Source organism: Mycobacterium sp. 852002-51613_SCH5001154, assembly GCF_001667425.1.
GTDB lineage: Bacteria > Actinomycetota > Actinomycetes > Mycobacteriales > Mycobacteriaceae > Mycobacterium.
The window spans coordinates 23,179-41,347 of record NZ_LZII01000056.1; the positions used below are offsets into that span (position 1 = coordinate 23,179).

18 protein-coding genes and 1 pseudogene are annotated in these 18,169 nt (G+C 68.0%); 11 read left to right on the forward strand and 8 right to left on the reverse strand.

The features are described from left to right. Positions 1-1,425: an FAD-binding oxidoreductase gene (locus A5750_RS15495; RefSeq protein WP_067263953.1), complete on the forward strand. Its 1,425-nt coding sequence runs from the start codon at positions 1-3 to the stop codon at positions 1,423-1,425. Here A5750_RS15495 and A5750_RS15500 read toward each other — a convergent pair. After that, on the reverse strand, positions 1,382-2,197 hold the full coding sequence (locus tag A5750_RS15500) for a 1-acyl-sn-glycerol-3-phosphate acyltransferase (protein ID WP_067263957.1): 816 nt from the start codon (positions 2,195-2,197) through the stop codon (positions 1,382-1,384). The two genes, A5750_RS15495 and A5750_RS15500, sit on opposite strands and share 44 nt — an antisense overlap. Positions 2,198-2,657: 460 nt before the next feature. Next, positions 2,658-3,293, reverse strand: coding sequence for a TIGR03085 family metal-binding protein (locus A5750_RS15505; protein WP_066956987.1), 636 nt, complete (start codon positions 3,291-3,293; stop codon positions 2,658-2,660). 242 nt (positions 3,294-3,535) lie between these two features. Between A5750_RS15505 and A5750_RS15510 the strand changes: the two genes are divergently transcribed. From A5750_RS15510 to A5750_RS15520, 3 genes are read left to right on the forward strand one after another with little or no spacing between them, the layout of a single operon-like run. Next, positions 3,536-5,203 (forward strand): nitrite/sulfite reductase, encoded by a 1,668-nt coding sequence (locus A5750_RS15510; RefSeq protein WP_066956804.1) that lies wholly within the window; start codon positions 3,536-3,538, stop codon positions 5,201-5,203. Between the two features lie 17 nt (positions 5,204-5,220). Then, complete coding sequence (locus A5750_RS15515) at positions 5,221-5,958, forward strand: phosphoadenylyl-sulfate reductase (protein WP_066956808.1); 738 nt, start codon at positions 5,221-5,223, stop codon at positions 5,956-5,958. Then, a complete protein-coding gene (locus A5750_RS15520; RefSeq protein ID WP_066956810.1) occupies positions 5,955-6,671 on the forward strand; it encodes a sirohydrochlorin chelatase in 717 nt (238 codons plus the stop codon). The genes A5750_RS15515 and A5750_RS15520 overlap by 4 nt, the downstream gene beginning before the upstream one ends. On the opposite strand, the gene A5750_RS15525 is transcribed toward A5750_RS15520, so the two are convergent. Beyond that, a complete protein-coding gene (locus A5750_RS15525; RefSeq protein ID WP_066956813.1) occupies positions 6,668-7,600 on the reverse strand; it encodes a LysR family transcriptional regulator in 933 nt (310 codons plus the stop codon). The two genes, A5750_RS15520 and A5750_RS15525, sit on opposite strands and share 4 nt — an antisense overlap. A gap of 103 nt (positions 7,601-7,703) precedes the next feature. Here A5750_RS15525 and fdxA point away from each other — a divergent pair. Further along, positions 7,704-8,029, forward strand: a pseudogene (gene fdxA, locus A5750_RS15530) (ferredoxin). A 21-nt stretch (positions 8,030-8,050) separates the two neighbouring features. Further along, entirely contained in the window at positions 8,051-9,325 is a 1,275-nt protein-coding gene (locus A5750_RS15535) for an alpha/beta hydrolase (protein ID WP_066956817.1), read from the forward strand. Here A5750_RS15535 and A5750_RS15540 read toward each other — a convergent pair. Then, entirely contained in the window at positions 9,322-9,936 is a 615-nt protein-coding gene (locus A5750_RS15540; protein WP_066956820.1) for a TetR/AcrR family transcriptional regulator, read from the reverse strand. The two genes, A5750_RS15535 and A5750_RS15540, sit on opposite strands and share 4 nt — an antisense overlap. Before the next feature lie 61 nt (positions 9,937-9,997). Here A5750_RS15540 and A5750_RS15545 point away from each other — a divergent pair, with 61 nt between their 5' ends. Together A5750_RS15545 and A5750_RS15550 are read left to right on the forward strand one after the other, a co-directional pair. Continuing rightward, positions 9,998-10,426, forward strand: a complete 429-nt coding sequence (locus A5750_RS15545; protein WP_066956823.1) for a DUF1707 domain-containing protein — start codon at positions 9,998-10,000, stop codon at positions 10,424-10,426. A 10-nt stretch (positions 10,427-10,436) separates the two neighbouring features. Continuing rightward, positions 10,437-11,198, forward strand: a complete 762-nt coding sequence (locus tag A5750_RS15550; protein ID WP_066956826.1) for an SDR family oxidoreductase — start codon at positions 10,437-10,439, stop codon at positions 11,196-11,198. Positions 11,199-11,219: 21 nt separating this feature from the next. Here the strand turns inward: A5750_RS15550 and A5750_RS15555 are convergent, their stop codons facing one another. From A5750_RS15555 to A5750_RS15570, 4 genes are all read right to left on the reverse strand, one after another. Next, the gene (locus tag A5750_RS15555; protein WP_066956830.1) at positions 11,220-11,699 is read right to left on the reverse strand and encodes a hypothetical protein; all 480 of its coding nucleotides are present in this window, start codon (positions 11,697-11,699) and stop codon (positions 11,220-11,222) included. 54 nt (positions 11,700-11,753) lie between these two features. Continuing rightward, positions 11,754-12,188: a protease inhibitor I42 family protein gene (locus tag A5750_RS15560; protein WP_066956990.1), complete on the reverse strand. Its 435-nt coding sequence runs from the start codon at positions 12,186-12,188 to the stop codon at positions 11,754-11,756. Between the two features lie 189 nt (positions 12,189-12,377). Continuing rightward, complete coding sequence (locus A5750_RS15565; protein WP_066956833.1) at positions 12,378-13,187, reverse strand: SDR family oxidoreductase; 810 nt, start codon at positions 13,185-13,187, stop codon at positions 12,378-12,380. A gap of 4 nt (positions 13,188-13,191) precedes the next feature. Then, entirely contained in the window at positions 13,192-14,100 is a 909-nt protein-coding gene (locus A5750_RS15570; protein WP_067263961.1) for an RNA polymerase sigma-70 factor, read from the reverse strand. A gap of 59 nt (positions 14,101-14,159) precedes the next feature. Here A5750_RS15570 and A5750_RS15575 point away from each other — a divergent pair, with 59 nt between their 5' ends. The 3 genes from A5750_RS15575 to A5750_RS15585 all read left to right on the forward strand — a co-directional run bounded on the left by A5750_RS15575 (position 14,160) and on the right by A5750_RS15585 (position 18,154). Continuing rightward, positions 14,160-15,209: a DUF5685 family protein gene (locus A5750_RS15575; protein WP_067263964.1), complete on the forward strand. Its 1,050-nt coding sequence runs from the start codon at positions 14,160-14,162 to the stop codon at positions 15,207-15,209. Positions 15,210-15,370: 161 nt separating this feature from the next. Further along, entirely contained in the window at positions 15,371-16,963 is a 1,593-nt protein-coding gene (locus A5750_RS15580) for a Na+/H+ antiporter (RefSeq protein ID WP_066956842.1), read from the forward strand. A gap of 33 nt (positions 16,964-16,996) precedes the next feature. Beyond that, positions 16,997-18,154, forward strand: a complete 1,158-nt coding sequence (locus tag A5750_RS15585; protein ID WP_066956845.1) for an AAA family ATPase — start codon at positions 16,997-16,999, stop codon at positions 18,152-18,154. The last annotated feature ends 15 nt before the right edge of the window (positions 18,155-18,169 follow it).

An 18,169-nucleotide genomic window follows, 5' to 3' on the forward strand; every position in this document is an offset into this window, starting at 1 on the left:
ATGAGCGACATGACGGCGCGGTTCTCCGAGATCGTCGGCGAGCACAACCTGCTGACCGGCGACGCGATCCCCGAGGACTACTGGCACGACGAGGTGTTGACCAAGCCGCCGCAACGGCCGGCATATGTGGCCAAACCCGCTTCAGCGGAAGCAGTTTCGCAATTGTTGAAGGCCGCCTCGGACAACGGCGTTCCGGTGACGGCCCGCGGATCCGGCACCGGCCTGTCGGGCGCGGCCATCCCCCGCGCCGACGGACTGGTGATCTCCTTCGAGCGCATGAACGCCGTCCTCGAGGTCGACACCACCAACCAGGTCGCCGTCGTCCAACCCGGCGTCACGCTGACCGAACTGGACGTCGCGACCGCCGACAGCGGCCTGCGCTACATGGTCCACCCGGGCGAGCTGTCGTCCAGCGTCGGCGGAAACGTCGGCACCAACGCCGGCGGCATGAACGCGGTGAAGTACGGGATCGCGCGGAACAACGTGGTCGGGTTGCAGGCGGCGCTGCCGACCGGCGAACTCATCCGCACCGGCGGCAAGATCGCCAAGATCTCCACCGGCTACGACCTGACCCAGCTCATCGTCGGATCCGAGGGCACCCTGGCCCTGGCCACCGAGGTGACCGTCAAGCTGCATCCGCGGCTCGACCACAACGCCGCCGTGCTCGCCCCGTTCGCCGACTTTGACCAGATCATGGCCGCGGTGCCCAAGGTGGCGGGAAGCGGCCTCGCGCCCTACATCCTGGAGTACATCGACAACGTGACGATGGCGGCGCTCGTTTACACCCAGAACCTGGAGCTTGGTGTCCCCGACAACGTCCGCGACAGCTGCGACGCCTATCTGGTTGTGGCCCTTGAGAACCGGACCGCCGAGCGGCTGGACGAGGACGTCGAGACGGTCGGCGAGCTGCTCTCCGAGTTGGGCGCAGTGGATGCCTATGTGCTGGAAGGGGGTGCGGCGCGCAAGCTGATCGAGGCGCGGGAGAAGGCGTTCTGGACGCTGAAGGCCGTCGGGGCCGACGACCTGATCGACACCGTGGTGCCACGCGGCGCGATGCCGAAGTTCCTGTCCGCCGCGCGCGGCATGGCGGCGGCCGCCGGGGGTGCCGCGGCGGGCTGTGGTCACGCCGGCGACGGCAACGTACACCTGGCCATCTTCTGCAAGGACCCGGACACGCGCAAGCAGCTCATGACCGACATCTTCGCGCTGGCAATGGAATTGGGTGGCGCCATCTCGGGCGAACACGGCTTGGGCCGCGCCAAGACCCCGTACTTTCTCGAGTTGGAAGACCCGGTCAAGGTCGACCTGATGCGCCGCATCAAGCGCAGCTTCGACCCGGCCGGCATCCTCAATCCGGACGTGGTCTTTGCCACCGAAGCGCTCAGCCGACAACCGGAAAGTGGCGTTGAGCGGCAAGAGCTTTGAGCCCCTTCTGCATCACCCCGCGCACATGCGCGTCGAGCCTGTTGATGTCGGACGCATCAGCGAATTTGGCAATGTCGATGGGAGACAACACCTCGGTGACGATCTTGGTGGGCAGCGGCAAGTTCACCGGCGCGACCACGCTGAGCCCGAACGGGAAACCGATGGTGATCGGCAAGATGTCCGTTCGGAACAGCTTGCGCTCCAGCTTGGTGAGCCGAAGCGCTCGTATCAGCCATCTGCCACGGCTCAAGAAGAACTGGCTTTCCTGTCCGCCGATGGAGACGGCGGGAACGATCGGGACATTCGCCTCGATGGCCGTGGTGACGTAACCGGTTCGTCCGTCGAAGTCGATGGTGTTCTCCCGCAGCGTCGGCCGGTAGACATCGAAGTCGCCGCCCGGATAGACCAACACGATGGCACCGGCGGCCAGTGCCTCGGCGGCGTTCTCGCGCGTCGCCCGGATCACCCCGGTGCGCCGCAGGAAATCACCGGCCGGTCCGGCGAAGATGGTGTCGAAACCAAGAGAGTAGAGCGGGCGGTCGTAGCCGTACTTGTCGTAATAGTCGACGGCGAACACCGGCAGATCGAACGTCGTGAGGCCGCCGGAATGGTTACCCACCACGAGCGCCGGTCCCGACGGGATGTTGTCCAGGCCGCGCACTTCGGAACGGAAATACCGTTTGACGATCGGGCGGGTCAGCGCGACGACGTGCTCGGTCAGACCGGGGTCCCATTTATCGACGTCGGTCGAGGCGTTGGGGTTGTGACTCATGTCTATGGCCTCAGATGAGCTGATGCTACGCCCGCCGATCTGAGACGACATCGTTTCGCCGCCCGGCTCTCCGCCGCCGAATTGCGGGGATATGCCGATGTGCCCGCCTCTAAGCGACAACGGCGGGGCTCGGCGCCCAGCGCCGCGAGTTGTCGCTATGAGGCGGGCACTTCGGGTGCCGCTTTTTCCAGAGGCGCCTGTGGCTCCTGTGACTTAGGTGCCCACGGAAAGCGCCTGTCAGCGTTCAAGTGTGAATACGACGTCGTAGAGGAGCGATTGGGAAGCGACGCAAGCCTCGTCGACCACAAGCCGGCGATTCAGAAGGATATGCCAATGTGCCCGCCTCTAAGCGACAACGGCGGCCTCGGCGCCCAGCGCCGCGAGTTGTCGCTATGAGGCGGGCACTTTGGGTGCCGCTTTTTCCAGAGGCGCCTGTGGCTCCTGTGACTTAGGCGACGGCTCACATCCCGAAGTGCGCGCACCGCACCGCCGCAACGGCTTCCGGCGGCCCGGTCACTTCGACGTCCGCCGCGCCTTGCCTGCCAAAGAGATACAGCAGCAGCTCCCCCGGTTCGCCGCGAAGCAGCGCCACCGCCGAACCAGGCCGCACCGTCACTCGCGAGCCGGCCCACTCCACGGCGAGCCCGCTACCAGAAAGCCGCCGACTCAGAAAACGCCCGCCGCGGCATACGTTGCGCCACAACGCCGCGTCCATGTCGGACGCCAAACAACGCGGCCCCAATCCCTGAGCCCTGCGCACGTCCTCGTGGTGCACGAAGAACTCGTTGAGATTGGCCAGCGCGCGTACCCATCCGATGCGGAAGAGCCCGACGGGCGGGCCGGACCGGATCCGCGCGACGAGCCACCCGAAATCGTGGCGGGCCATCGCGACCCGGCGCCGCTCGGCGAACCGTTGGAAGGGGCCCGACAGGACGAGGCAAGGTCCCGCCACGACATCGCGCTCTCGCAGCACCAGATGGGCGGCGAGATCGCGACACGTCCAGCCCTCGATCAGCGTGCGGGCGGACGGCCCGAGCTCGGCGAAAAGGTCACACAGCGCGGACCGCTCCCGCGCGTCCAGCGTCGGCCCAGACACCACCGCAGGCTACTGCAATCCCGCTGCGCGCCAGACCAATAAACGTGAACGGGCACACACAACCAACGGTTGTGTCCTCACAACGGCGCGACCTCTACCAGCCGCCGCCTAGCCACGGCACTATGAAGCCATGAGACGTGGGCGCAACGGAGCGCCTGCGCTCACCTCTGACTGACAACATCATCGCGTCGATGCCCTGGCCAGCAGCCCTGCAGCCCACGCACCGCGAAGGAGCACACCACATGACCACAGCACGTCCCGCCAAGACCCGCAGCGAGGGCCAGTGGGCGCTGGGTGATCGCGAACCGCTCAACGACACCGAGAAGATCAAGAATGACGACGCGCCGCTGAACGTGCGCGACCGCATCGTCAACGTCTACGCCAACCAGGGCTTCGACAGCATCGATCACTCCGATCTGCGCGGGCGCTTCCGCTGGATGGGCCTGTACACGCAACGCGAACAGGGCTACGACGGCAGCTGGACCGGCGACGACAACACCGACAAGATCGAAGCCAAGTACTTCATGATGCGGGTCCGCACCGACGGCAAACCGCTCACGGCGCACTCGATGCGCACCCTGGGTCAGATCTCGACCGAATTCGCCCGCGACACCGCCGACATCAGCGACCGGGAAAACGTGCAACTGCACTGGATCCGCATCGAGGACGTTCCCGAAATCTGGCGGCGGCTCGACTCGGTCGGCCTGCAGACCACCGAGGCGTGCGGCGACTGCCCGCGTGGCATCCACGGTTCGCCGCTGGCCGGCGACTCGCTCGACGAGGTGCTCGATCCCTCCCCCGCGATCGACGAGATCGTCCGGCGCTCCATGGGCAATCCCGAGTACGCGAACCTGCCGCGCAAGTACAAGACCGCGGTCTCGGGCCTGCAGGATGTCTCCCACGAAACTCACGACGTCGCGTTCGTCGGCGTCAACCACCCCGAGCACGGCCCCGGCCTGGATCTGTGGGTGGGCGGCGGATTGTCGACCAACCCGATGCTGGCCCAGCGGGTCGGAGTGTGGATTCCCCTCGACGAGGTGCCCGACGTCTGGGAGGCCGTCACCCAGGTGTTCCGCGACTACGGCTACCGGCGGATGCGCGCCAAGGCGCGGCTGAAGTTCCTGATCAAGGATTGGGGCGTCGAAAAGTTCCGCGAGGTCCTCGAAACCGAGTACCTGAACCGTCGGCTCATCGACGGCCCGGCCCCCGCGCCGGTCAAGCAGACCATCGACCACGTCGGCGTGCAGAAGATCAAGAACGGGCTCAACGCGATTGGCGTCGCCCCGATCGCCGGACGCGTCTCCGGCGCCACCCTGTCGGCCGTCGCCGACCTGATGGAAAAGGTCGGCTCCGACCGGGCCCGACTGACCCCGTTCCAGAAACTGGTCATCCTCGACGTCCCCGACGCCTTGGTCGACGAGACCGTCGTCGCGCTCGACGCCCTGGGCCTGCCGTCGCGGCCGTCGTCGTGGCGCAAGAACACCATGGCCTGCACCGGCATCGAGTTCTGCAAGCTGTCCTTCGCCGAAACCCGCGTGCGCACACAGACTTTGGTGCCCGAACTGGAGCAGCGGCTGGCCGACGTCAACTCAGAGCTCGACGTGCCGATCAGCGTCCACCTCAACGGCTGCCCGAACTCGTGCGCGCGAATTCAGGTCGCCGACATCGGCTTCAAGGGCCAGTGGATCGACGACGGCGAAGGCAATTCCGTCGAGGGCTTCCAGGTCCACCTGGGCGGCGGCCTGGGCGAGGCCAGCGGGTTCGGCCGAAAGCTGCGCCAGCACAAGGTGACCAGCGACGAGCTCGGCGACTACATCGACCGGGTGACCCGCAAATTCCTCGAAGGCCGCGACGGCGGCGAAACTTTCGCGTCCTGGGCGCTGCGCGCCGACGAGGCCGACCTGCGATAGGAGTTGAGGACCCCGCCATGGTGGCGATGAACTTCACCAAGGAGCAGCTGCGTGAGCTGGCCGAGCGCGGTGCTTCCGAGATGGAGGGCGCCGGCGCCGTCGACATCCTGCGCTGGACCGACGAGCATTTCGGCGGCGTCGACGGTCCCCGCGGCTGGGCCAACTGCAAGTACGTGGTGGCCGCCAACATGCAAGACGCGGTGATGGTTTCGCTCGCCTCGGACGTGCGACCGGGCGTGCCGGTGCTGTTCCTGGACACCGGCTACCACTTCGCCGAAACCATCGGCACCCGCGACGCGGTCGAGTCCGTCTACGACATCCACCTGCTCAACGTCGAACCCGAACACACCGTCGCCGAGCAGGACGAGCTGCTGGGCAAGGACCTGTTCGCCCGCGACCCCAACGAATGCTGCCGGCTGCGCAAGGTCATCCCCCTGCGCCGCGCGCTGCGCGGTTACGCGGCGTGGGTCAGCGGGTTGCGCCGGGTGGAGGCCGCCACCCGCGCCACCGCCCCGCTGATCAGCTTCGACGAGTCGTTCGAACTGATCAAGGTCAACCCCATCGCGGCCTGGACCGACGACGACGTCCAGGACTACATCGAGCGGAACAACGTCCTGGTCAATCCGCTTGTCGAGGAGGGCTACCCGTCCATCGGCTGTGCCCCCTGCACCGCCAAGCCGGCCGAGGGTGACGATCCTCGCAGCGGCCGCTGGCGGGGACGAAACAAGGTCGAATGCGGGTTGCACGCATCATGAGCACACTCGTACTCACCGCCCACGGCAGCCGGGACCCACGGTCGGGCGCCAACGCGCAGGCCGTCGCCAACCGGCTGGCCGGCATGCGCCCCGACCTCGACGTGCGGCTGGCGTTCCTGGAGCTCAACGAGCCGAACTTCGCCGACGTGCTGGCCGGCCTGCCGGACAGCCGCCGCGCGGTGGTGGCCCCCTTCCTGCTGGCCAGCGCCTACCACGCGCGCCTGGACATCCCGAAGCAGATCGCGAAAGCCGGAGCCCACGGCATCCGCCAGGCCGACGTGCTCGGCGAGGACGACCGGCTGGTGTCGGTACTGCGCGAACGCCTGGCCGAGGTCGGGGTCTCCCCGGACGACGACGACCTCGGCGTGATGGTGGTCGCGATCGGCTCGTCCAACGCCGCGGCGAACGCGCGCACATCGAAGGTGGCGTCCCGGTTGGCCGTCGGAACCCGATGGGCCGCTGCGACGACGGCGTTTGCCACCCGGCCCGAGGCCTCGGTGCAACGCGCCGCCGGCCACCTGCGCCGCCGCGGCGCGCGCCGACTCGTCATCGCGCCCTGGTTCCTGGCGCCGGGGCTGCTCACCGACGGCGTCTCAACCTATGCGCGGGACAACGGTATTCCGATGGGCGCGCCGCTGGGCGCCCACCCGCTGGTGGCCGAGACCCTGCTCGACCGCTACGACGAGGCGTTGGAAGCCGACGCGGCAGCCTAGCGGCTGTTGATGTGGCTCAACAGATCTCGAACCGCCCCGGCCGGCGGCGTGCGCCCGCCCACCCAGATCGCGCGAAACTTGCGCCTTAAGTCCAGTTTCGGAATAGTGACCGCGCTCAGCCGCCCGACCACCAGGTCGTCGGCCACCGCCAACTTGCTCATGGCCGCCGGTCCCGCACCGGCGAGCACGGCCGCGCGCATCGCCGCCGCCGACGTCAGCTCCAATACCGGCGGCGCTTGCTCCATGTCGTCGCCCAGCACCTGACGCAACGCCACCGTCAGCGAATCGCGGATGCCCGAATGGGGTTCGCGGGCAACCAGCGGCGTCTCCGCGAGTTCGCGAGCGGTCACCCCCCGCGCCCGTCGCGTCCACTTATGGCCCGGCGGCACCACGATCACCAGTTCGTCCTGACCCACCACACAAGTGCCCAACCTCTTTGGTGTGCCCGGGTTTTCGACAAACCCGAGATCCGCGCTGCCGTCGCGGACCGCGGCGATCGCGTGCTCGCTATTGGTCGCGGTCAAACTCACCTGCGGGGCAACGACGCCGCGCCGCGTCGCCTCGGTCTGTAGGGACAGCAGCCAATGCGGCATCAGCTGCTCGGAGATCGTCTGGCTGGCCGCAACCCGGATCCGCTCGCGGCCCTCCTTGCGCAGCGATCCCATGCCCGCGTCAAGCTCGGTGGCGACCTCCAGCAACCGCCTCGCCCAGTCCGCGACGATCAGGCCCGCCGGCGTCAGCTGCGAGCCGCGCGTCGTTCGCACCGCCAGCGTCACACCGATCTGGGCCTCCATCGACGCGAGCCGTCGCGAGATGGCCTGCTGGGTCAGCCCGAGTTCGCGCGCGGCGCGGCCCAGGCTGCCGGTCTCGGCGATCGCCAAGAACACCTCGAACGAGGCGAGCTCGGGCATTCGCGGGCTGAGCGGCATGGCTGATCACATCACAATCAATTCGTGTGACACAACGATAGCTTGTGACTCCACAACGCCGGGACCTCTACTCGCGCCGGGTTGCGGCGAGAACCATGGGCTTATGGCCTACGTGATCGCCGAGCCCTGCGTCGACATCAAAGACAAGGCGTGCATCGAGGAATGTCCCGTCGACTGCATCTACGAGGGCACGCGGATGCTCTACATCCACCCCGACGAGTGCGTCGACTGCGGCGCGTGTGAGCCGGTGTGCCCGTTGAGTCCATCTACTACGAGGACGACCTGCCCGGCGAATACGGCGAGTACACCCAGATCAACGCCGACTTCTTCACCGAGCTCGGCTCGCCCGGCGGCGCGTCGAAGATCGGACTGACCGAGAACGATCCCGCCGCGGTCAAGAACCTCGAGAGCCGGGCAGAAGCCACGTAGGGCATTTCGTAAGGTGAGCGGATGCGGACAGCTCGAATCATCCACGTCATCCGGCAGATAGGGTCGCTGATCGTCACGGCGGTGACCGCGGTGTCCACGCTCAACGCCTACCGGCCGCTGGCGCGCAGCGGCTACCTATCGCTCTTCTCGTTTATGTTCGGGCTGGTCGTCACCGAGTTGCCGTTGCAGACCCTGGTCAGCCAGCTCGGCGGTCTGGCGTTGACCGCTCGCCGACTCACGCCCCCGGTGCGCATCGCGGCGTGGGCGGTGGCAACCGTGTCCGCGATGGGCTTGCTGAACTTCAGCCGCGCCGGGCATAAGGCCAACGTGCCGCTGACCCAGGCGTTGGACGAGGGCCTGGGCGCCGCTCGTCGCACCGAGTCGGGGGACCTGTGGCGCCGGCCGGCCGGCGGCGGGACCGCCAAGACGCCGGGGCTGCTGCGGATGATGCGGATTTATCGCGACTACGCCCATGACTCCAACATCAGCTACGGCGAATTCGGCAGCGCCAATTACCTGGACATCTGGCGCCGTCCGGATCTCGACCCGATGGGCAAGGCGCCGGTGCTCTTCCAGATCCCGGGTGGCGCCTGGACGACGGGAAACAAACGCGGACAAGCCCATCCGCTGATGAGCCACCTCGCGGAGTTGGGCTGGGTCTGTGTGGCGATCAACTACCGGCACAGCCCGCGCAACACCTGGCCCGACCACATCATCGACGTCAAGCGCGCCCTGGCGTGGGTCAAGGCGCACATCGCCGAGTACGGCGGCGACCCCGAATTCATCGCCATCACCGGCGGTTCGGCCGGCGGCCACCTGTCTTCGCTGGCCGCTCTCACTCCCAATGACCCGCAATTCCAGCCCGGCTTCGAAGACGCCGACACCCGAGTGCAGGCGGCCGTGCCGTTCTACGGCGTCTACGACTTCACGCGATTCAACGACGCGATGCACCCGATGATGCCCGCCCTGCTCGTCAAATCGGTTGTCAAGCAACGGCCTTCGACGAACATGCAGCCCTTCATCGCCGCGTCGCCGGTCAACCACGTTTCGGCGGACGCTCCCCCGTTCTTCGTCTTGCACGGCCGCAACGACTCGCTGGTTCCCGTCGAGCAGGCGCGTGGATTCGTCGAGCGGCTGCGGCAGGCGAGCAACCAGCCCGTCGTGTACGCCGAATTGCCGTTCACCCAGCACGCTTTCGACATCTTCGGTTCGGCGCGCGCGGTGCACAGCGCGGTCGCCGTCGAACAGTTCCTGGCCGAGGTCTATGCGACGCGCCGCCAGGCCAACGTGGCCTAACCGCCCAGCATTTGGGCCACCACGCCGGCGATGATGGCCTCCGGGTCCTGCTCGATGCCCACGCTGAGCAACTCGCCACCGATCGCGAGCGACGCGACGCCGTGCACCAGCGACCACAGCGGCGCGGCGAGTTCACGCGGGTCTTGACCGCCGGCGATGCCCGCCTGTTGGCACGTCACGATCGCGTCGAGCAGGTCGCCGAACGCCTGCTCGCCGGCGACGGCCAGGTCGGGATGGTCGGCCTTGGAGAGCTCGGCGCCGAACATCACCCGGTAGTGATCCGGGTGGGCGACGGCCCAGCGCACATACGCGCGGCCGAGTTCGACCACCCGGTCCTTCGGGTCGGGCGCGACGTCGGCGGCCGCGGCCAGTTCGGCGTGGAGGTCGCGAAAGCCCTGTTCGGCCACGGTCGCTAGCAGCGCGGCCTTGTCGGCGAAGTGCCGGTACGGGGCGGCGGCGCTGACGCCCGCGCGTCGTGCCGCCTCGGTCAGCGTGAAGCCCTTCGGCCCCTTCTCGGCCACCAGCGACAAAGCGGCGCTGCTCAGGGCGCGTTTGAGGTCGCCATGGTGATAGCTGTCCCGACGCGCCACAACTTTCCGCTCCCGTGCCATGTTGACGATATTAACATTAGGGACTATGTTAAAGCCATTCACATCTTTGGAAGGGGATGAAATGGACCAGCAACTCATGACCCCCCGCGCCGGCGACCGCGACCGGGAGAGGGCGGCAGAACGCCTCGGCCAGGCATTCGCGCAGGGCTACCTGCAACTGGATGAATACGAGCAACGGCTGCAGGCCGTGTTCGGCACGCACACCACCGAGAAACTCACCCAGCTCCTCGCCGACCTGCCGCTCGAGCGGATCCGGCGCGCGGACCCGCGCCGCCGCGCCGCCCGCGTCAAGGCCGCCCGCCGTGGCGTGCGCCTTCACCTCGCGGCCTACCTGGCGATGACCGTCATCGTGCTCGCCGTGTGGGCGGCCGTCGCCGCGACCACCGGCGCCACCTACTTCTGGCCGATCTGGCCCATCCTCGGCGCCGGCATCGGCCTTGTCAGCCACGCCCTGGGCATTCACCCCGCCGTCAAAACTCCTGCGAAGTAAGGGGTCAGCCATGTCATGGGCAGTCATCACCGGCGCCAGCTCCGGGCTGGGCGCAATTTTCGCCGACCAGCTGGCGCAGCGGGGCATGTCGTTACTGCTCGCCGGGCGTGACGAAGCACGGCTGAGTGCGGTGGCCCAGCGGGTCGACCAGCAAGTCGAACTGGCAGTCGGCGATCTTGGCACACAGGCCGGCGTCGATGCCCTCGTCGCCCGCCTGGACGGACGGGAGGTCGCCGTGCTGGTCAACAACGCCGGCTTCGGCACCTACGGTCCGTTCGCCGAGCTCGACGCCGAGCGTGAGCGCGAGCTGGTCGCAGTCAACGTCGACGCGCTGGTGCGGCTGAGCCACGCGGTGCTTCCCGGCATGCTGGCCCGCGGCCGGGGCGGCATCTTGAATGTCGCGTCCACCATCGCGTTTCAGCCCGGGCCGTATCAGGCCACCTATGGCGCGACCAAGGCGTTCGTGTTGTCACTGAGCCAAGCGCTGTGGGCGGAGACTCGCGGTTCGGGGGTCACCGTCACGGCGTTGTGCCCCGGACCCACCCGGACTGGGTTCGTCGATGCGCTGGGATCGGACGTCTCGCACACCGCGATCTATCGCCGACTCGCGGCGCCCGAGCCCGTCGTGGCCGCCGGGCTGCGCGCCCTGGACCGGGGCCGCGCCGTCGTCGTGCCCGGGTGGCGCTATCGGCTGATGACGACGAGCACACGATTGATGCCCGGGTGGGTCTCGTCGCTTGTCAGCGCACGGATGCTGCGGCCGGCCGCGTGACGGAAACCCTTGTGCCGCAGGCTATGTCTTGGGACGCACGCCGGCCGCGCGGTACACGAAAACCGGCTGGACCGGATAACGCAGCGTCGTCGTTGGCAGTGTCTCCAGCACCTCGTCGGGGATGGTCTTCTTGTAGTTGAGGCTCATCGACCCGCTGAAGGCGGGGTCGACACCGTGCAGGTCGATTTCCAGCTTCAGCCCTTTGCCGGTGATGGTGGCCCGGGCCGGCCCCTTGCCGCTGTCCCAGGTGCAGTCGATCGATCGCAGGTTGGCGTCCCCGCGCGCGGGAAGAGTGGCGACGATCCGGGCGGACGTGAACGCGAAGGCGCCCGTGTAGCGGGATACGCCGGAAGCCGAATAGACCCCCGGCACGTGGCCGCCGAAGTGCCGGCTCACCCCGACCTTCCCGGCGCTGAAGATGATGCCCTCGGCTTCGAGCTCGTCGCGCAGCGCCGCGGGCAGTTTGCCGATTTCGGACAAATTACGGAGAAAGCCGAACACGCACCAGACCGTAGCGCGACGTCTGACCGGTGCGCACTCGTTTGCCAGAGAGCTTTACTGCACCGTGACGTCGGCCGTATAGGTGCACGCCGGTTTGGAATCCTTTTCGACGAAGCTGGTGTAGGACGTGCCGATCGTCGTGGTCCCCGGCTTCAACGCGGTGAACTTCCACACCTCGGTGCCGGGCGCCCCCAACGCATCGGAACTCGGCGGCACGAACTCGTGGCTGGTTTGCTTGAGGATTCCCGGATCGCCGACCTTCATCTCCGGCGCCCACCGGTACGGGGTCGTGTAATTCGAGCCCAACTTCACGATCAGCGTGTTGCCGGCAGTCAAGGTCATGCTCTGCTTGATGACGTCCTGGGTGAGCACGTCGGTCATGGGCACCTGGAGCGTCTTGGTCGACGGCGGGTTTCTGGATGCGAAGTGGCAGCCCACCACCGTTGACGAAACGAGCACGGCGACTGCTATCAGCAGCCTCATCCTCACAAGATTCATCGCCTCCATTATGGCGGGAAGCCTGATGCCGAGATCGGTCCGTACGGCCGGAAGCTTGATGCCCAGGTCGGAGTGCCAAGCGAAGCCAGGCCGGCCGACTCGCGACGAGTCCGACCACTGCCTCCACGAACGTAAGAAACCACAGTCCGGCCCGAAGGGCGGAGCCGGTCAGCCGGGCAGTCATCGCGACGCTTTGCGCGGACGGTGCGGCAGGTAAGCGCGGATCGCGTCGTGGTAGGGCAATTGGCCCGCGTCGACCTGTTCTTGGAGGTACTGCTCGAAAGTGATCGCGCCAGCTTCGTGCTCCGGGGTCAGCAGGGCGCCGGCGCGCAACCCACCAAAAACCTTGCCGGGCAACCGGATCGGGACGATGCGTCGACGTTTACCCACGATCGCCAGGTAGCTGCGGGCAAGGTCTTGGAGTGCACGCGCCTGCGGGCCGCCGAAATCCGGCGCACGTCCGATCGGCTCGCCGAGCGCCAACCGGGCCAACCGCTCGCCCACGTCGCGCACGTCGACCGGTTGGAACTTCAAGTCCGACGGCAGGAGCACGACCGGCGGTTTCGCGAGCATGCGCAGTATGACGGCGATCAGATCGTGGAACTGGGTCGCCCGCTGCACCGTCCACGGCAGGCCCGACTCAGCGATCGTGCGTTCGTTGGCGAGCATCATGCGGTACAGGGCGAATGGGACGCGGTCGATTCCGACGATGGAGACGTAAACCAGATGCGGTGCGCCCGCCCGTTTCGCTGCAGCGACCAGGTGCTCGGTGGGATAGACGCAGTGCACGATCGTGTCGACGCCGTCGACGGCCGCGTCGAGCCCGTCGCCGGTTCGCACGTCGCCCACGACATGCTCGACGTCGGTGCGCTGGTGCCGCCGTCGTCCGCGGCTCAGAACGCGGACGTCCTTGCCGGCGGCCGTCAGGTGGTCGACGACGATGCGACCCACGGTGCCGGTGCCGCCTGTGATCAGTACTCGGTTGGTCATACCTTTATGAACCGGGCAGACCCGCCGGATGTGACAACTGCTCGGCGAGGAACCGCAATTTGTCGGGGTTTGCCATCGCCCGCAGGGCTGCGATCTGGTCGCCGATGATCTCGAAAGACAGCACCCCGGTCAGCGTTTCGCCGTCGAACGCCAGGATCGCCGGCTCGCCGTTGACGTCGGCGACGTCGAGGCGCAGCCCCAGCCGCGGGACGTTCCTGCCGAACCCGCGGGCCACATAGGACGCCACGCGGTCGCGGCCCGAGATCACCCGCCGCGCGGCCGCCACCTTGCCGCCCCCGTCGGCCGTCGAGGTCACGTTGTCGGTGAGGATCTCGACGAGTCCGGCGACGTCGCCGGCACTTGCGGCGCTGAAGAAGCGGTCGACCAGGCGTCGCCACTGCGCCCGATCGGGTTGGAAACGCGGCCGCGGTTCGCCGAGGCGCTGCCGCGCTCGCCGGTACAGCTGGCGGGCGTTGGCCTCGGACGTCTGCAAGATCTCGGCGATCTCGAAGTGGCTGTAGGCGAATGCTTCTCGGAGTACGAACGCCGCGCGCTCGGTAGGGCTGAGGTGCTCCATCAGGCTCAGCAGCGCGATCGAAACGGACTCGCGTTGTTCGGCGGTATCCAACGGGCCGAGTGTGCGGTCGTCGGTGAGGACCGGCTCCGGAAGCCACGGCCCCGGATAGACCTCTCGACGGGCGCGCGCCGAAGTGAGCCGGTTGAGACAGAGGTTCGTGACTGCCTTGGTGAGCCACGCCGGCAGCGACTCGATCGCCTCCGCATCCGCGGTGTGCAGTCGCAGGTAAGCATCCTGGACCGCATCTTCGGCCTCGCTCGCCGAACCCAGCAGCCGATACGCCAACCAGAACAGGCGCGGCCGCTGAGATTCGAAGGCCCCGGCGACGTCGCTCACGCCACCAACACTGCCACGTTTCGGGGGCGCGTTTGCTGCGGGTCCGGTAGCTTCTGGGCATGTTTGGCATCATCCGGCCCTGTCGTCATCAGCTCGGCGGCCAGCTGGCGGCGGCCTGGACAGCCCAGTTGTGCGGATTGTGTCTGGCGCTTCGGGACGATTACGGCCAGACCGCCCGCATCGCCACCAACTACGACGGGTTGGTGGTTTCGTTGCTGGTCGAGGCGCAGTCGGCGGGGCCGCCGGCCCGCCGCACGGCCGGGCGCTGCCCGTTGCGCGGGATGCGCCGCGCCGACGTCGCCACCGGTGACTGTGTGCGGCTGGCGGCCGTCGTGTCGTTGGCGCTGGCCGCGGCGCGGGTCCGTGACCACGTCGACGACCGCGAGGGCGTGGTCGGCGTGGCCGGTGTGCGGCCGGCGGCGCGCCGCATCGCCGAACGCTGGGTGCGCCAGGGCATCGGCGCCGGTCACACCCTTGGCTTCGACACCGGCGTGCTCGTCGCCGCCATGGACCGGCAAGCCGCCCTCGAATCTCAGGCCCGCCCGGGTAGCTCGCTGTTGCTGGTGACCGAGCCCACCGAGACCGCCGTGGCCGAAGCGTTCGCGCACACCGCCGTGCTGGCCGGCCGCCCCGACAATGGGGTGCCGCTGCGCGAGGTCGGCCGGCTGTTCGGCCGGGTCGCGCACCTGCTCGATGCGGTCGAGGACTACCACGACGACGTCGCGCGAGGAAAATGGAACCCGTTGGCCGCCACCGCTACTCCCGTGGGGGCGGCGCGCACCCTGTGCGACGACGCGGTGTTGGGCATCGAGCTGGCGCTTGCCGACGTCTCGTTTGCCGACGGGCGGCTGGTCCATCGGCTGTTGACCGGCGAGGTGCGCCGGTCGATCAAGCGCACCTTCGCCCAGGCTGGTTTCAGCGCAGAAAGCGGAACACCACACGGCCAGCAGGAGCCCATCAACTTTGGCGACCAGCCGGCCCAGCCCGCTGCCGAAGGTGAAACACCCGGACGCAAGAAGCGCGGCGGCGACGGCACCGGATGCTGGTGCTGCTGCGATGGCTGCGATTGCTGCTGTGACTGCGACGACTGCTGCTGCGACTGCTCATGAGTTCGCAAGCATCACCCGACTCTCGGTTTTGATATCGCGGGCGCTATCGAGTTCGAGAGTCGCATAGTGCCCCGGAATCGGGGCCGAAGTGACAGATGTGACGGCGCTTTCCGCCCGAGCCCCGATCGGCGCGAAGCGCGCATGTCCGGCAGGATGGGCTGGTGTTTGGCCTCGTCCTGATCGTTGCGCTCGTCTCCACCGTTATCGTCGGGACGGTCCTCGGCCGGCGCTATCGCGTTGGTCCCCCGGTACTGCTCATCGTGCTCGGCACGTTGCTGGGCCTGATCCCCAGCTTGGCTCACGTGCACGTCAACGGGGAGATCGTGCTGTTGCTGTTCCTCCCGGCGATCCTCTACTGGGAGGGACTGAACACCAGCTTCCGGGAGATCCGAGCGAACGCGCGCATCATCGTGTTCCTCAGCGTCGCCCTGGTGATCGCGACGGCGGTGGCCGTGTCGTGGACGGCGCGGGCGCTGGGCATGGACTCCCACGCGGCGGCCGTGTTGGGCGCCGTGCTGTCCCCCACCGACGCCGCCGCCGTGGCCGGCTTGGCCAAGAAGTTGCCACGCCGATCGGTCACCGTGCTCAAGGCCGAGAGTCTCATCAACGACGGCACGGCCCTGGTCCTGTTTGCCGTCACGGTCCACGTCGCGATCGGCGGAGCGCAGATCACCCCGATCGACCTGGTTGGTCGTTTCGTCGGCTCCTACCTTGGCGGCATCGCCGCCGGACTTCTGGTCGGCGGAGCGGTCACGCTGCTGCGCAAGAGGCTTGACGCGCCCCAGGAGGAAGGGGCGCTCAGCCTGCTGACGCCGTTTGCCGCGTTCTTGCTGGCGCAGAGCATGGATTGCAGCGGGGTGGTCGCGGTCATGGTCGCGGCGTTGATGCTCGCCTACGCCGGGCCGGTGGTGATCCGCGCGCGATCCCGGCTGCAGGCCTACGCGTTCTGGGACAGCGCGACCTTCTTGCTCAACGGCTCGTTGTGGGTGTTCGTCGGCGTCCAGATACCGGGGGCGCTGCGCGGCATAGCCGGCGTGGACGGCGGGATTCGCCACGCCTTGTTCATCGCGCTCGCCGTCACCGCCGTGGTGATCCTGTCGCGCATCTTCTGGGGCGAGATCACCGTGTGGCTGATCCGGCTGATCGACCGCCGGGAAGCCCAGCGGGAACGGCGCGTCGACTGGCGTCAGCGTTTCGTCACCGCCTGGGCGGGGTTCCGCGGGGCGGTGTCGCTCGCCGCGGCGCTGGCGGTCCCGACGACCACACTCAGTGGCGCGCCATTCCCCGACCGCAGCCTGCTCATCTTCATCGTGGTCGTCGTCATCCTCGTGACGGTCCTCGTCCAGGGCACCACGCTGCCCGCGGTGGTGCGCTGGGCGAAGATGCCCGAAGACGTGGCCCACGCCGAGGAATTGCAACTGGCCCGCACCCGTGGCGCTCGAGCCGCCCTCGACTCCTTGCCGACGGTTGCCGACGAGGTCGGCATCAGCGACGACCTCCGCCGGCGGCTGCAGAAGGAATACGAAGAGAAGGCCGCGCTGGCCCTCGCCACCGAAAACGACTCGACGAACAGCCACCTCGTCAAGAAGAAGGATCTCGTCCGCCGGGTTCGGCTGGGCATGCTCGAACGCAAGCGCCGCGAGATCACCGCGCTGCGCAACGAGAACCTCATCGACGACATCGTCCTGCGCGAGCTGCAGAACGAGATGGACCTCGAGGAAGTGCAGCTGCTCGACGCCGCCGACGACGAGTAGGGCCCGTCGGTCGTCGACCGTACAGTCGGCTCCATGTTGCAGACGGTCGCGATCCGCGGCTATCGCTCGCTGCGTGAGGTCATCCTGCCGCTGAGTCGGCTGTCGGTGGTCACCGGCGCCAACGGCGCCGGCAAGTCCTCGCTGTACCGCGCGTTGCGGTTGCTGGCCGATTGCGGCCGCGGCGAGGTGATCGCCTCGCTCGCCCGCGAGGGTGGGCTGCAGTCCGCGCTGTGGGCCGGGCCCGAGGAGCTGAAGGGCGCCCGCCGGACCGGCAAGGTCGAGGGCACCGTGCGCACCCGGCCGGTATCGCTCGAATTAGGCTTCGCGTCAGACGATTTCGGCTATCTGGTCGACCTCGGCATGCCGCAGATGGCCGGGCCCAAGTCGGCCTTCGGCCGCGATCCCGAGATCAAGCGGGAAGCCTTGTTCGCCGGGCCGGTGCTGCGGGCCAGCGCGACGCTCGTGCGCCGAACCCGCGATTTCGCCGAGGTGAGCGCGGATTCGGGCCGCGGGTTCGACGAGTTGTCCCGCTCGTTGCCGACGTACCGCAGCGTGCTGGCCGAGTACGCCCACCCGCACGCGCTGCCCGAGCTTGCGGCCGTGCGTGAGCGGCTGCGTGGGTGGCGGTTCTACGACGGCTTCCGCGTCGACGCCGGGGCGCCGGCCCGGCACCCGCAGGTAGGGACGCGCACCCCGGTGCTCTCCGACGACGGCGGTGATTTGGCCGCGGCGATCCAGACGATCATCGAGGCGGGCTTCGACGACCTGAGCCGCGCCGTCGCCGACGCCTTCGACGGCGCCACGGTGTCGGTAGCCGTTCATGACGGGCTTTTCGATCTGCAGCTGCGGCAGCGCGGCATGCTGCGCCCGCTGCGATCCGCCGAATTGTCCGACGGCACACTGCGATTCCTGCTGTGGGCCGCCGCGTTATTGAGCCCGCAGGCGCCGTCGCTGATGGTGCTCAACGAGCCGGAGACCTCACTGCATCCCGACCTGGTGCGTCCGCTCGCGGGCCTGATTCGCACCGCCGCCACGAGGACGCAGGTCCTGGTGGTGACCCATTCCCGCGCGCTGCTGGAAGCCACCGGCGACGACACCGTCGAGATCGAGCTCTACAAGGAGTGGGGCGAGACGCGGGTCGTCGGGCAGGACCTGCTGACGACGCCGCCGTGGGACTGGGGCAAACGCTGACGACCAACAAGCGCG